Source organism: Pseudothauera rhizosphaerae, assembly GCF_004801305.1.
Taxonomy (GTDB): domain Bacteria; phylum Pseudomonadota; class Gammaproteobacteria; order Burkholderiales; family Rhodocyclaceae; genus Pseudothauera; species Pseudothauera rhizosphaerae.
This window is the reverse complement of record NZ_SSOD01000004.1, coordinates 37,235-49,330: the sequence shown is the minus strand read 5'-3', so window position 1 is coordinate 49,330 and position 12,096 is coordinate 37,235. Positions and strand designations below refer to the sequence as shown.

General features: G+C 70.0%; 14 protein-coding genes. 7 read left to right on the top strand and 7 right to left on the bottom strand.

Annotation, left to right across the window (positions count from 1 at the left end):
- The first annotated feature begins 3 nt into the window (after positions 1-3).
- From E6O51_RS05870 to E6O51_RS05840, 7 genes are read left to right on the top strand one after another with little or no spacing between them, the layout of a single operon-like run.
- Positions 4-522: a hypothetical protein gene (locus tag E6O51_RS05870; protein WP_136384051.1), complete on the top strand. Its 519-nt coding sequence runs from the start codon at positions 4-6 to the stop codon at positions 520-522.
- Positions 522-1,733 (top strand): beta-ketoacyl-[acyl-carrier-protein] synthase family protein, encoded by a 1,212-nt coding sequence (locus tag E6O51_RS05865; RefSeq protein ID WP_136384050.1) that lies wholly within the window; start codon positions 522-524, stop codon positions 1,731-1,733. Before E6O51_RS05870 ends, E6O51_RS05865 begins: the two co-directional genes overlap by 1 nt.
- A complete protein-coding gene (locus tag E6O51_RS05860) occupies positions 1,730-2,197 on the top strand; it encodes an ApeP family dehydratase (RefSeq protein ID WP_136384049.1) in 468 nt (155 codons plus the stop codon). The genes E6O51_RS05865 and E6O51_RS05860 overlap by 4 nt, the downstream gene beginning before the upstream one ends.
- The gene (gene fabG, locus E6O51_RS05855; RefSeq protein ID WP_136384048.1) at positions 2,194-2,925 is read left to right on the top strand and encodes a 3-oxoacyl-ACP reductase FabG; all 732 of its coding nucleotides are present in this window, start codon (positions 2,194-2,196) and stop codon (positions 2,923-2,925) included. The genes E6O51_RS05860 and fabG overlap by 4 nt, the downstream gene beginning before the upstream one ends.
- Complete coding sequence (locus tag E6O51_RS05850; RefSeq protein WP_136384047.1) at positions 2,925-4,151, top strand: beta-ketoacyl-ACP synthase; 1,227 nt, start codon at positions 2,925-2,927, stop codon at positions 4,149-4,151. Before fabG ends, E6O51_RS05850 begins: the two co-directional genes overlap by 1 nt.
- 55 nt (positions 4,152-4,206) lie before the next feature.
- Positions 4,207-4,662 carry an excinuclease ATPase subunit gene (locus E6O51_RS05845; RefSeq protein ID WP_211091333.1) on the top strand — a complete coding sequence of 152 codons (456 nt, stop codon included), beginning with the start codon at positions 4,207-4,209 and terminating at the stop codon, positions 4,660-4,662.
- A 34-nt stretch (positions 4,663-4,696) separates the two neighbouring features.
- Positions 4,697-5,125 (top strand): hypothetical protein, encoded by a 429-nt coding sequence (locus E6O51_RS05840; RefSeq protein WP_136384046.1) that lies wholly within the window; start codon positions 4,697-4,699, stop codon positions 5,123-5,125.
- Between the two features lie 45 nt (positions 5,126-5,170).
- Here the strand turns inward: E6O51_RS05840 and E6O51_RS05835 are convergent, their stop codons facing one another.
- The 7 genes from E6O51_RS05835 to trpA are packed head-to-tail and all read right to left on the bottom strand — an operon-like array spanning position 5,171 to position 12,091.
- Positions 5,171-6,340 carry an O-succinylhomoserine sulfhydrylase gene (locus tag E6O51_RS05835; protein WP_136384045.1) on the bottom strand — a complete coding sequence of 390 codons (1,170 nt, stop codon included), beginning with the start codon at positions 6,338-6,340 and terminating at the stop codon, positions 5,171-5,173.
- A gap of 11 nt (positions 6,341-6,351) precedes the next feature.
- On the bottom strand, positions 6,352-7,890 hold the full coding sequence (gene purF / locus E6O51_RS05830; RefSeq protein ID WP_136384044.1) for an amidophosphoribosyltransferase: 1,539 nt from the start codon (positions 7,888-7,890) through the stop codon (positions 6,352-6,354).
- Between the two features lie 11 nt (positions 7,891-7,901).
- Positions 7,902-8,393: a CvpA family protein gene (locus E6O51_RS05825; RefSeq protein WP_136384043.1), complete on the bottom strand. Its 492-nt coding sequence runs from the start codon at positions 8,391-8,393 to the stop codon at positions 7,902-7,904.
- 10 nt (positions 8,394-8,403) lie between these two features.
- Positions 8,404-9,078 (bottom strand): SPOR domain-containing protein, encoded by a 675-nt coding sequence (locus E6O51_RS05820; protein ID WP_136384042.1) that lies wholly within the window; start codon positions 9,076-9,078, stop codon positions 8,404-8,406.
- A 12-nt stretch (positions 9,079-9,090) separates the two neighbouring features.
- Complete coding sequence (gene folC, locus E6O51_RS05815) at positions 9,091-10,398, bottom strand: bifunctional tetrahydrofolate synthase/dihydrofolate synthase (protein WP_136384041.1); 1,308 nt, start codon at positions 10,396-10,398, stop codon at positions 9,091-9,093.
- 8 nt (positions 10,399-10,406) lie between these two features.
- Positions 10,407-11,279, bottom strand: a complete 873-nt coding sequence (gene accD, locus E6O51_RS05810; protein ID WP_136384040.1) for an acetyl-CoA carboxylase, carboxyltransferase subunit beta — start codon at positions 11,277-11,279, stop codon at positions 10,407-10,409.
- Positions 11,276-12,091: a tryptophan synthase subunit alpha gene (gene trpA / locus E6O51_RS05805; protein ID WP_136384039.1), complete on the bottom strand. Its 816-nt coding sequence runs from the start codon at positions 12,089-12,091 to the stop codon at positions 11,276-11,278. The genes accD and trpA overlap by 4 nt, the downstream gene beginning before the upstream one ends.
- Positions 12,092-12,096 lie beyond the last annotated feature (5 nt).

The following is a 12,096-nucleotide window of genomic DNA, read 5'->3' as shown; positions in this document are numbered from 1 at the left end:
GTGATGCCAGCCCTCTCCCCCGCCCTGCAGCGCAGCCTGGCCACGCTAGCCCTGGCCGGCGCGCTCGCCGGCTGCGCCACCGCCGTGCCGGTACCGGACCAGACCCCCGCCTTCAGCCTGCCACGCATGCTGCACGTGACCCACCACGTGCCCGGACGGCCGGCGGCGGATGGCGTGCTGGTGGTACAGGCCGAGGCGCAGGGCACCCGCTGGTCGCTGTTCGACCCGCTGGGAGCGCCGCAGGCGCGCCAGATACTGCACGCGGGGAACTGGCGCAACGACGGCTTCCTGCCGCCCAACGACACGGCGCGCACGCTGTTTTCCGCTCTGGTGTTCGCCTGGACGCCTGCGGCGGAGCTGGCGGCGCGTTACGGCGCGGCCAACGTCGTCGTCGGCGACGGCGTGCGCACCCTGGCTGCCCACGGCCGCCCGGTGGTCACCGCCAGGTCGGACGGCATGCACCTGCGGCTTGAGCTGGGCGACGGCACGCACTGGACCGTCGCCCCCCTGGAGACACAGTGATGGCTGCAAACCGACCCTGCTGGCTCGCTGAACCCGGCGTGATCTGCGCGCTGGGCGCCGGCACGGCCCAGGTGCGCGAGCGCCTGATGGCCGGCGATACGGGCGGACTCGCGCCCCTGTCGGGCTGGATCATGGACCGCATGCCCACGCTGGGCGCCGTGAGCACGCCGCTGCCGGCCCTGCCCGCCGAACTGCCCGCCCACCTGCACAGCCGCAACAACCGCCTTCTGCTCGCCGCCGCGCTGCAGATCGAGGCGCCCCTGCGCGCCGCGGTGCAGCGCTACGGCGCGGCCCGTGTGGCCATCGTGCTGGGCACCAGCACTTCTGGCGTCAACGACAACGCCCCCGCCTTCGGCGCGCTGGCCCGGGACGGCTACTGGCCGGCGGACTACGACTACCGCCGCCAGTACCTCAACGCGCCGGCCGAGTTCCTCGCCGCCTGGCTGGGCACCACCGGCCCCGCCTATACGCTGTCGACGGCGTGCACGTCCAGCGCCCGCGCCCTGCTGTCGGCGCGCCGCCTGCTCGATCTGGGCCTGTGCGACGCCGTGGTGTGCGGCGGTGCCGACACCCTGTGCCGTCTCACCATCAACGGCTTCGCCGCCCTCGAAGCGATCTCCGACGCGCACTGCCTGCCCTTCTCCGCCAACCGGCGTGGCATCAACATCGGCGAAGCCGGCGTGCTGTTCCTCATGGAGCGCACGCCTGCCGACCCCGCCGGCATCGCCCTGCTGGGCGGCGCGGGCAGTTCCGACGCCTGGCACATGTCGGCCCCCGACCCCAGCGGTGCGGGTGCGCGGCAGGCCATGCTCGGGGCACTGGCCGACGCCGGAGTGGACGCTGCCGATATCGGCTGGGTCAATCTGCACGGCACCGCCACCGAACTCAACGACGCCATGGAAAGCCACGCCATGCACGCCGTCTTCCCCGCCGGCGTGCCCTGCGCCTCCACCAAGGGCCTCACCGGCCACGCCCTGGGCGCGGCCGGCGCCCTGGAAGCGGCGCTGTGCTGGATGGCCCTGTCACCCGCCAATACGGACGGCCGCCTGCCTACCCACGTCTGGGACGGCGTGCCCGACCCCGCCCTGCCCGCGCTGGATTTCTGCACCGGCGCGCAGTCCTTCGCCGCCGGCCGGCCGCGCATTGCCATGAGCAATTCCTTCGCCTTCGGCGGCAACAACGCCAGCCTCATCCTGGGAACGCACGCATGATCCCCTGGCCCGTCACCGACCTCATCCCCCACGCGGGCGACATGGTGCTTCTCGACCATGTGCTCGCCTTCGATACCGACACGCTGCAGGCCCGCGCCACGGTGCGGGCGGACGGCCTGTTCAGCGAGCCCGACGGCAGCCTGCCCAACTGGATGGGCCTGGAGATCATGGCCCAGGCAGTGGCGGCCTGGGCCGGCTGCCATGCCCGCGCCGCCGGCCGGCCGGTGGAACTGGGCTTCCTGCTCGGCACGCGCAACTACGAATGCCACGTGCCGGCCTTCGCGGCCGGCACCGAACTGCTGGTGGACGTGAGCCGCTCCCTGCACGATGCGACCGGCATGGGCATGTTCGAATGCCGCCTCCTCGGCGCGGGCGCCACGCTCGCCCAGGCCAGGCTCAACGTCTTCAGCCCCCGCGATGTGAATTCCTTCGTCCAAGAGTCCCAACCACCTCGATCCACATGAACAGTTCGTCCATCCTCGTCACCGGTTCCAGCCGCGGCATCGGCCGCGCCATCGCTCTCGCCCTCGCGCAGGCGGGCCACGATCTCGTCATCCACTGCCGCAGCAAGGCCGAAGAGGCCGAGGCCGTGGCCCAGGCCGTGCGCGAACTGGGCCGCGACGCCCGCGTGCTGCAGTTCGACGTCGGCGACCGCAATGCCGCGCGCGCCGCGCTGCTCGCCGACATCGACGCCCACGGCGCCTACTACGGCGTGGTGCTCAACGCCGGCCTGACGCGCGACGGCGCCTTCCCGGCCCTGTCGGACGACGACTGGGACCAGGTGCTGCGCACCAACCTCGACGGCTTCTACAACGTGCTGCACCCGGTGGTGATGCCCATGATCCGCCGCCGCACGGACGGACGCATCGTCTGCATGGCCTCGGTATCGGGCCTCACCGGCAACCGCGGCCAGGTCAATTACAGCGCCTCCAAGGCCGGCCTGATCGGCGCCGCCAAGGCGCTGGCGGTGGAACTGGCCAAGCGCCGGATCACCGTCAATTGCGTGGCCCCCGGCCTCATCGACACGGACATGATCGACGAGAACGTACCCGTGGAAGAAATCCTCAAGGCCGTGCCTGCCCAGCGCATGGGCACGCCCGAGGAGGTCGCCGCCGCGGTGGTGTTCCTGATGTCGCCGGGCGCGGCCTACATCACCCGCCAGGTGCTGGCCGTCAACGGAGGGCTGTGCTGATGGAACGCGTCGTCGTCACCGGCATGGCCGGCATCAGCGCGCTGGGCGATGAATGGGCCCGGATCGAGGCGGCCTTCGACGCCGGCCGCAGCGCCGTGCGCGTGATGCCCGAATGGGACCGCTATGCCGACCTCAACACCCGCCTGGGCGCACCGCTGCCCGCCTTCGAGGTGCCCGACCACTGGACCCGCAAGCAGTTGCGCAGCATGGGGCGGGTGTCGCAGCTCGCCGTCTACGCGGCCGAGCGTGCCCTGGCCGACGCCGGCCTGCTGAACGACCCGGCCATCGCCGACGGCCGCATGGGCGTGGCCTGCGGCTCGTCCACCGGCAGCACGGCGGAGATCCGCGCCTTCGGCAACATGCTGCTCAACGGCGTCACCGACAACCTCAACGCCAACTCCTACGTGCGCATGATGCCGCACACCACGGCGGCCAACATCGGCATCTTCTTCGGCCTCAAGGGCCGCGTCATTCCCACCTCCAGCGCCTGCACCTCGGGCAGCCAGGGCATCGGCTATGCTTTCGAGTCCATCCGCTACGGCCGCCAGGCCCTGATGCTGGCCGGCGGCGCCGAGGAACTGTGCGCCAGCGAGGCCATCGTATTCGACGCCCTGTACGCCACCAGCCAGAAGAACGACACACCCGAACTCTCGCCGCGGCCCTACGACAGCGCCCGCGACGGCCTGGTCATCGGTGAAGGCGCAGGCATGCTGGTGCTGGAGTCGCTGTCCCACGCCCAGGCGCGCGGCGTGCGCATCCACGCCGAGATCGTCGGCTTCGGCAGCAATTCGGACGGCACCCACGTCACCCGCCCGGAAGCCGCCACGATGCGCATCGCCATGGAACAGGCACTGGCCGACGCCGGCCTGCCCCCCGACGCGATCGGCTACATCAACGGCCACGGCACCGCCACCGAGCACGGCGACATCGCCGAAACCCAGGCCACCCATGCTGTGTTCGGCCCGCGCGTGATGATCAGCTCGCAGAAGAGCTACCTGGGCCACACCCTGGGCGCCTGCGGTGCACTGGAATCCTGGTTCAGCATCGAGATGCTCAGGAACGGCCGCTTCGCCCCCACGTTGAACCTGACCGAGATCGACCCGCGCTGCGGCGAACTCGACTACATCACCGGCCGGGCACGCCGGGCCGAGCACGAGTACGTCATGAACAACAACTTCGCCTTCGGCGGCCTCAACACCTCGCTGATCTTCCGGCGCTGGCCCTAGGCCGGCTCCGTTTTTCGCCTCTGCATCGTTCCACCGACAACAAGGAGAATCACCCGTGCCTACGATCCGCGTTCGACTCGCCCACCTGGGCGCCTCCGCCGCCCTGGCCCTGGCCGCTAGCGGCACCGCCCTTGCCGCCGACGACGTCATCCACGTTCCGCTGCAGAAGGCCATCGACGCCGCCACCGCGTCCGGCAAGCTCGACGGCAGCGTCAAGTTCTACCTGGCCGGCACCGGCCCCAAGGGCAAAGTCCTGAAGGCCAGCGCGCTCACCAACAAGAAGAGCAACGCCTTCGCCAAGGACCACGAACAGGCGTGCATCTGGACCGCCCAGTCCGCGCTCATCCAGTTGCAGGATGCGGCGCGCAATGCCGGCGCCAACGCCGTGACCAACATCGTCAGCTACTTCCGCAAGAACGAGTACAAGAGCACGACGGACTTCGAATGCCACGTCGGCGCTCTCATGGCCGGCGTCGCGCTGCGCGGCGATCTCGCCCGCATCGGCAAGTGACCCCTTTCCCCCCACGCATCAGGAGATCGACAGCATGAAAAACTGGTTGCGAATTCTCATGGCCCTGGCCGCCACGCTCACGATAGGCACGGCCGCCCATGCCGCCCGCCCGTCCCAGCCGATGGAGCTCTTCCTCGGCAATCCGATCGAAACCACCAGCGGCAAACCGCTCTCGGCAGTAGAAGCCGAACAGGCCATGACGCGCGCCGGCGCCGCGCGCGGCTGGAAGATCACGCGCAACGCCGATGGCACGCTGAACGCCCACCTGCCGATCCGCAAGCACACGCTGGACGTGACCATCCGCATCGACGGCAGGCAGTACGACATCGTCTACCGCGACAGCGCCGTTCTCGGCTACGCGCCCAACCCCGACGACCCGGAGCGCCCGCTGATCCATCCGTCGTACAACAAGTGGGTGAAGACCCTGGTGAGCGACTTCACCCTCGAATTCGCCCGCCAGTAATCCCGCGCGGCCGGCCGCGCGGGATGTGGGAAACGCCGGCCGGCGTTAGCCGGCCAGGCCGCGCGCCAGGTCGGCCTTCAGATCCTCGACCGACTCCAGCCCCACCGCGACGCGCAGCAGTCCTTCGGAGATGCCGGCTGCCGCGCGTGCCTCGGCGCTGATCCGCCCGTGGGTGGTGGAGGCCGGGTGGGTGATGGTGGTCTTGGTATCGCCCAGGTTGGCGGTGATGGAGATCACCCGGGTGGAGTCCACCACCCGCCAGGCGCGCTCGCGCCCGCCGTCCACCTCGAAGCTGACGATGGCGCCGCCGCTCTTCTGCTGGCGCAGCGCCAGTTCGTGCTGGGGATGCGAGGGCAGGCCCGGATAGAACACGCGGCGCACGCCGGGCTGCGCTTCCAGCCAGCGCGCCAGTTCCAGCGCCGCGGCGGACTGCGCTTCCATGCGGATGCGCAGGGTTTCCAGGCCCTTGAGGATGACCCAGGCGTTGAAGGGCGAGATGCACGGCCCGGCGGTGCGCAGGAACTTGAACACTTCCTCGACCACGTCCGCGCGCCCGGCCACGGCGCCGCCCAGCACGCGGCCCTGGCCGTCCAGGTACTTGGTGGCCGAATGCACCACCACGTCGGCACCCAGTTCCAGCGGACGCTGCAGCGCCGGGGTGCAGAAGCAGTTGTCCACCGCCAGCAGCGCGCCGGCACCATGGGCGATCTCGGCCACGGCGGTGATGTCGACGACCTCGGTGAGCGGGTTGGACGGCGTCTCGATGAAGAACAGCCGGGTGCGCGGGCGCACGGCCGCGCGGTAGGCCGCCAGGTCGGTGGCCGGCACGAAAGTGGTTTCGATGCCGAACTTGCTCAGGATGTTGCTGAACAGTTGCTGAGTGGCGCCGAACAGCCCGCGGGAGGCGACGATGTGGTCGCCGCTCTGCATCGTGGCCATGGCCAGCGACAGGATGGCGGACATGCCGGAGGCGGTGGCGATGCAGCCCTGCGCCCCTTCCAGCGCCGCCAGGCGCCGCTGCAGGGCGGTGACGGTGGGATTGGAGAAGCGCGCATAGACGTTGCCCTCCTCCTCGCCGGAGAAGCGGGCCGCGGCCTGCGCGGCGTTCTCGAACACGAAGCTGGAGGTCAGGTAGAGCGCCTCGCTGTGTTCGTTGAACTGGCTGCGCTCGATGCCGGCGCGCACCGCCAGGGTGTCGAAGTCGAATGCGTCCATGGGCCCGCCGCTCAGTGGTCGTTGTGGGTCACGAGGTTGAGGTCGAGCTGGCCGTCCTCGGGGTCGTCCGTCTGGCTGGTGCCGGCGGGCTGCCCCTCGCCGCGCTGGTTTTCCACGCCACTGAGGTACTCGGCGGTGATGTCGCCGGTGATGTAGTGGCCGTCGAAACAGGAGGTCTCGAACAGGCTGATCGCCGGATTGACCGCCCGCACGGCCGCTTTCAGGTCCGACAGATCCTGGTAGATCAGCCCGTCCGCGCCGATCTCGGCGCAGATCTGCGCCTCGTCCCGGTCGGAGGCGATCAGCTCGCCGCGGGTCGGCATGTCGATGCCGTACACGTTGGCGTAGCGCACCGGAGGTGCCGCCGAGGCGAGATAGACCTTGGCCGCGCCGGCCTCGCGCGCCATGTTGACGATTTCCTTGCTGGTCGTACCGCGCACGATGGAATCATCCACCAGCAACACGTTCTTGCCGCGGAATTCCTGCGGGATGGTGTTGAGCTTCTGGCGCACCGACTTCCTGCGCGTGGCCTGCCCCGGCATGATGAAGGTGCGGCCGATGTAGCGGTTCTTGACGAAGCCTTCCCGGTACGGCAGCCCCAGCTTGTGGGCCATTTCCATGGCCGACGGGCGGCTGGAGTCCGGGATCGGGATCACCACGTCTATGGTTGCGTGCGGCAGCGTGCGCTTGAGCTTGTCGGCGAGGAATTCGCCCATCTTGACGCGGGACTCGTACACCGACACGCCGTCGATGATGGAGTCCGGCCGCGCCAGATAGACGAACTCGAACATGCACGGCGCTTCCACGGTGCGCTCGGCGCACTGGCGGCTCCTGAAGTTGCCGGCGGTATCCACCAGGATGGCCTCGCCCGGCGCCACGTCGCGCAGCAGCTTGAAGCCCAGCACGTCCAGGGCCACCGATTCGGAAGCCACCATCCACTCGGTGCCCTGCGCGGTGTCGTTGCGCCCCACCACCAGCGGGCGGATGCCGTAGGGGTCGCGGAAGGCGAGCAGGCCGTAGCCGGCGATCATGACCACCGCCGCGTAGGCACCGCGGCAGCGCCGGTGCACGCCGGCCACGGCGCGGAACACCGCTTCCTCGTCCAGCTTCAGCCCGTTGGCCGCGGCCTGCAGCTCGTGGGCGAGCACGTTGAGCAGCACTTCCGAGTCGGAGTTGGTATTGATGTGGCGCAGATCGGCGAGGAACATCTCGCGCTTGAGCGCCTCGGAATTGGTCAGGTTGCCGTTGTGGGCGAGCAGCAGGCCGAAGGGCGAATTGACGTAGAAGGGCTGGGCCTCGGCGGCATTGTAGGCCGAGCCGGCGGTGGGATAGCGCACGTGGCCGATGCCCCAGTTGCCCTCCAGGTTGCGCATGTTGCGCGTGCGGAACACGTCGCGCACCAGGCCCGACCCCTTGTGCATGTGGAAGCGCCCCCCTTCCGAGGTGGCGATGCCCGCCGCGTCCTGGCCCCGGTGCTGGAGCACCTGCAGACCGTCGTAGAGCAACTGATTCACCGGAGAGGTGGCGACCACCCCAAGGATTCCGCACATGGAAGACCTGCCTATCTGAAACGAACTTTACTGGCCACCACATCCGGCAGCCACGGTTTGGCGGCGATCACCGCCGTTTCCAGCGGCGGTGCGAACAGCGCGTTCGACCACCAGGACTCGCGGGAAATTCCCACCATTCCCCCGAGCAAAACAATAAGCAGCGCGATGGCCAGCCCCCGCAACAGGCCGAAGACGGCACCGAACAGGCGGTCGGCCGTCCCCAGGCCGATGGCCCGCAACAGTTCCCGCAACAGGAAGCGCAACAGCGCGGCGACCAGCAGCACGGCCACGAACACCGCCGCGAAGCCCGCCACGTGTCGCCAGGCGGGCTCATTGATCCAGCCGGAGAACCACGGCGCCACCACGTGCGCATAGCGCCAGGCCAGGAACAGAGCCAGCACCCAGGCCACCAGTGCCATCACCTCGCTCACCAGCCCGCGCCACAGGCCGATGACCGTCGACAGGGCGAGGATGGCGAGAAAAACGTAATCGAAAACCGTCATCGGTTGCCGCTCAACGCGCCGTCACCACCGGGGTCTGGCCCTGCGCCCGCAGCCGTTCGGCGGCGCGGTCGGCCTCGGCCCGCGCCGGGAACGGGCCCACGCGCACGCGGGTCACGTTGCCGGCCTTCTCGGTATAGGCGGCAAATCCCTTGCCCTTGAGTTCCCGTGCCAGCGCCTCGGCCTTGGCCACCTCGCCGAAAGCGGCGACCTGGACCACGAAACCGTCGCCGGCCGTGCTCGGCGGCGGCACCTTGCCTTCCAGGATGGCACGCACGCGCGCGGCTTCGTCCTGGGGCGGCTTGGCCGGGGTAGCGGCCTGCGCCGGCGCGCGCTGCGGCGCGGCTGCCGTTGCCGGGGGTTTGGATGCAGGAGCAGGCGCCGGGCTGGGGGTGGCGGCCGGCGGAGCGGCAAGTTCGGGGGCGGTCGGCGCCGCAGCGGCGGCCGGCGGCTGTTCCTGCGGCGGCGGGGCGACGTCCGGCTCGACGTTGACCGGGGCACGCCCGGCGATCGGCCGCGACAGTTCGGCATCGCGGTCGGGAATGGTGATCTGGATGTCCTGACTGGGCGAGCGCGGCTCCTGGTCCATCACCATCGGCAGCAGGATGGCGGCCAGCAGCGCGAGCGCCGCCGCGCCCACCAGGCGCCGCCGCGAGCGCTTCTTGAGCTCGAGGTTGTCAGTGTCCATCGCGCGATGATCTCAATGGCGTTCGGCGTGGATGGCGGCAAGCACGTCGGCCACGGTCAGGAACGAACCAAAGGCGACGATTCTATCACCCTCGGCAGCGCTTTTCCGTGCCGCGGCAAAGGCTTCGCGCGGCGCCGCGAAACAGCGGACGTCGCCCTCGATGCCGGCTGCGCGCAGGCGCAGCGCGAGTTCCTCGGCCGGCAGGCCGCGCGGCCCCGGCAGCGTGGCGAGCAGCCAGTGCTCGACCCGTTCGCGCATCAGCGCGAGCACGCCCTCCACGTCCTTGTCGGCGAGCATGCCCAGCACCGCCCAGGTCTCCGGGTAGAAACCCATGCCGGAGAGGTTCTCCGCCAGCACGCCGGCCGCCTGCGGATTGTGCGCCACGTCCAGCACCACCGCCGGACGGCCCGGCAGCACCTGGAAGCGGCCTGGCAGTTCGACCAGCATCAACCCCTGGCGCACCGCCTGCATGGACACCGGCAGGCGCGCGCGCAGCAGATCCAGCGCAGTCAGCACGGCCGACGCATTGAGCAACTGGTTGGCGCCGCGCAGCGCCGGATAGGCCAGCCCGCCGCGGCGCGTGAGCGATCCTTGCGCGGGCGGCCCGGCGTAGCGCCAGTAGCCCCACTGCTGACGGTCGCCGCCGAAGCCGAAATCGCGCCCGCTCACCCACAGTTGGGCGCCGATGGCCCGAGCGTGCTCCAGCAGGCTGGCGGGCGGCTGCGGATCGCCGCACACGGCAGGGCGCCCGGCGCGGAAGATGCCGGCCTTCTCGAAGCCGATCTGCTCGCGCGTATCGCCCAGATAGTCCATGTGGTCCATGGCCACGCTGGTGACGATGGCGCAATCGGCGTCGAAGATGTTGACGGCGTCGAGCCGCCCGCCCAGGCCGACTTCCAGGACGATCACGTCCAGCGGCGCGCGGCAGAAGGCCCACCAGGCAGCCAGCGTACCGTGCTCGAAATAGGTCAGCGGGGTGTCGCCACGCGCGCGTTCGACCGCCGCGAAGGCTTCCGCGAGTGCCGCGTCGTCGATCTCGCGGCCGCCGATGCGCACGCGCTCGTGGTAGCGCAGCAGGTGCGGCGAGGTGTAGCAGCCCACGCGGTAGCCCTCCGCGGCGAGGATGGCCTCCAGCATGGCGCAGGTGGAACCCTTGCCGTTGGTGCCGCCGACCGTGATCACCACCGCTTCGCTGGCCGCACCGAGCGCATCGCGCACCGCGCGCACGCGCTCCAGGCCGAGTTCGATGTGCTGCCCGTGGCGTCCCTCGATCAGGGCCAGCCAGCCGTCCACCGTGGACGGCGGTGTGCTGCCGGCCATGGCGCGGGTCAGGCCTGGAGCGCCGGCTGACGGGTCAGCAGGGTCAGCAGTTCGGCGAGCTTGGCGCGCAGTTGGCGGCGATCGACGATGAGGTCGATGGCGCCCTTCTCGAGCAGGAACTCGGAGCGCTGGAAGCCTTCCGGCAGTTTCTCGCGCACGGTCTGCTCGATCACGCGCGGGCCGGCGAAGCCGATCAGCGCGCCCGGTTCGGCGATCACCACGTCACCCATGAAGGCGAAGCTCGCCGACACGCCGCCCATGGTCGGGTCGGTGAGGAGGGTGATGAAGGGCAGCTTGCGCTGGGCGAGCTGGGTGATGGCCGCGGTGGTCTTGGACATCTGCATCAGCGAGAACAGGCCTTCCTGCATGCGTGCGCCGCCGGTGGCGGTGATGCAGATGAAGGGGACGCGCTGTTCCAGCGCCGCCCGGGCACCGCGCACGAAGCGTTCGCCGACTACTGAACCCATGGAGCCGCCGAGGAACTCGAACTCGAAGCAGGCCACCACGACCGGCACGTTCAGGATGGCGCCCTGCATGACCACCATCGCATCGGCCTCGTCGGTATCCTTGGCCGCGGCGGAGAGACGCTCGGGATAGCGGCGCGAGTCCTTGAACTTGAGCGGGTCCACCGGCACCACCTCGGCGCCGATCTCGAAGCGGCCTTCGGCGTCGAGCAGCATGTCCAGGCGCGCCCGCGCGCGGATGCGCTGGTGATGGCCGCACTTGGGGCAGACGCTGAGGTTGCTTTCCAGGTCGGAGCGGTAGAGCACCGCCTCGCACGCCGTGCACTTGCTCCACAGGCCCTCGGGAATGGACTTGTTGCGCGCGCTGACTTCGGCGCGCTTGATCTTGGGGGGAAGCAGTTTCTGCAGCCAGCTCATCGGGCCGTTTCTCCGATCTGATCCAGGGCCGTGCGGATGCCCTTGATGAAGTCCCGCACCCGGGCGACGACCTCGCCCGGGGCACTGTTCTCGATTTCCTCGATGATGCGGCTGCCGATCACCACGCCGTCGGCCAGTTCGCCGATGCGCCGCGCGGATTCCGCATCGCGGATGCCGAAGCCCACGCCCACCGGCATGCCCACCGCGGCGCGGATCTGCGGGATGCGCCGGGCGACCTCGTCCAGGTCGATGTTGGCCGAACCGGTCACGCCCTTCAGCGAAACGTAGTAGATGTAACCGCTGCCCGCCCGCGCCACTTCGGCGAAGCGCTGCGCGGACGAGGTCGGCGCCAGCAGGAAGATGGGATCGAGGCCGGCGCCCTTGAGCGTGGCAGCAAACTCGACGCATTCCTGGGGCGGGTAGTCCACCACCAGCACGCCATCCACGCCCGCCTCGCGCGCGGCCGCCGTGAACGCCTGCCCGCCCATGGCCTCGATGGGGTTGGCGTAGCCCATCAGCACCACCGGGGTATTCGTGTCGGTGCGGCGGAACTCGGCGACCAGGGCGAGCACCTTGCGCAGGCTCATGCCCTTGGCCAGCGCCCGCTCGGAAGCGCGCTGTATGGTCGGGCCGTCGGCCATGGGGTCGGAGAAGGGCACGCCCAGTTCGATGACGTCCGCCCCGCCCTCGACCAGCGCGTGCATCAGCGGCACGGTGGCGGCCGGGTCGGGATCGCCCGCGGTGATGAAGGGGATCAGCGCCTTGCGGCCGGCGGCCTGAAGGCGCTGGAAGGTGGCCTGGATTTTCGACATGTTCG

Excerpts from the sequence above, each read along its gene's own strand:
- E6O51_RS05860 (WP_136384049.1), top strand. The coding sequence starts at position 1,730 with ATGATCCCCTGGCCCGTCACCGACCTCATCCCCCACGCGGGCGACATG.
- E6O51_RS05870 (WP_136384051.1), top strand. The coding sequence starts at position 4 with ATGCCAGCCCTCTCCCCCGCCCTGCAGCGCAGCCTGGCCACGCTAGCC.
- E6O51_RS05840 (WP_136384046.1), top strand. The coding sequence starts at position 4,697 with ATGAAAAACTGGTTGCGAATTCTCATGGCCCTGGCCGCCACGCTCACG.
- E6O51_RS05850 (WP_136384047.1), top strand. The coding sequence starts at position 2,925 with ATGGAACGCGTCGTCGTCACCGGCATGGCCGGCATCAGCGCGCTGGGC.
- accD (WP_136384040.1), bottom strand. The coding sequence starts at position 11,279 with ATGAGCTGGCTGCAGAAACTGCTTCCCCCCAAGATCAAGCGCGCCGAA.
- purF (WP_136384044.1), bottom strand. The coding sequence starts at position 7,890 with ATGTGCGGAATCCTTGGGGTGGTCGCCACCTCTCCGGTGAATCAGTTG.
- E6O51_RS05825 (WP_136384043.1), bottom strand. The coding sequence starts at position 8,393 with ATGACGGTTTTCGATTACGTTTTTCTCGCCATCCTCGCCCTGTCGACG.
- fabG (WP_136384048.1), top strand. The coding sequence starts at position 2,194 with ATGAACAGTTCGTCCATCCTCGTCACCGGTTCCAGCCGCGGCATCGGC.
- trpA (WP_136384039.1), bottom strand. The coding sequence starts at position 12,091 with ATGTCGAAAATCCAGGCCACCTTCCAGCGCCTTCAGGCCGCCGGCCGC.
- E6O51_RS05865 (WP_136384050.1), top strand. The coding sequence starts at position 522 with ATGGCTGCAAACCGACCCTGCTGGCTCGCTGAACCCGGCGTGATCTGC.
- E6O51_RS05835 (WP_136384045.1), bottom strand. The coding sequence starts at position 6,340 with ATGGACGCATTCGACTTCGACACCCTGGCGGTGCGCGCCGGCATCGAG.
- folC (WP_136384041.1), bottom strand. The coding sequence starts at position 10,398 with ATGGCCGGCAGCACACCGCCGTCCACGGTGGACGGCTGGCTGGCCCTG.
- E6O51_RS05820 (WP_136384042.1), bottom strand. The coding sequence starts at position 9,078 with ATGGACACTGACAACCTCGAGCTCAAGAAGCGCTCGCGGCGGCGCCTG.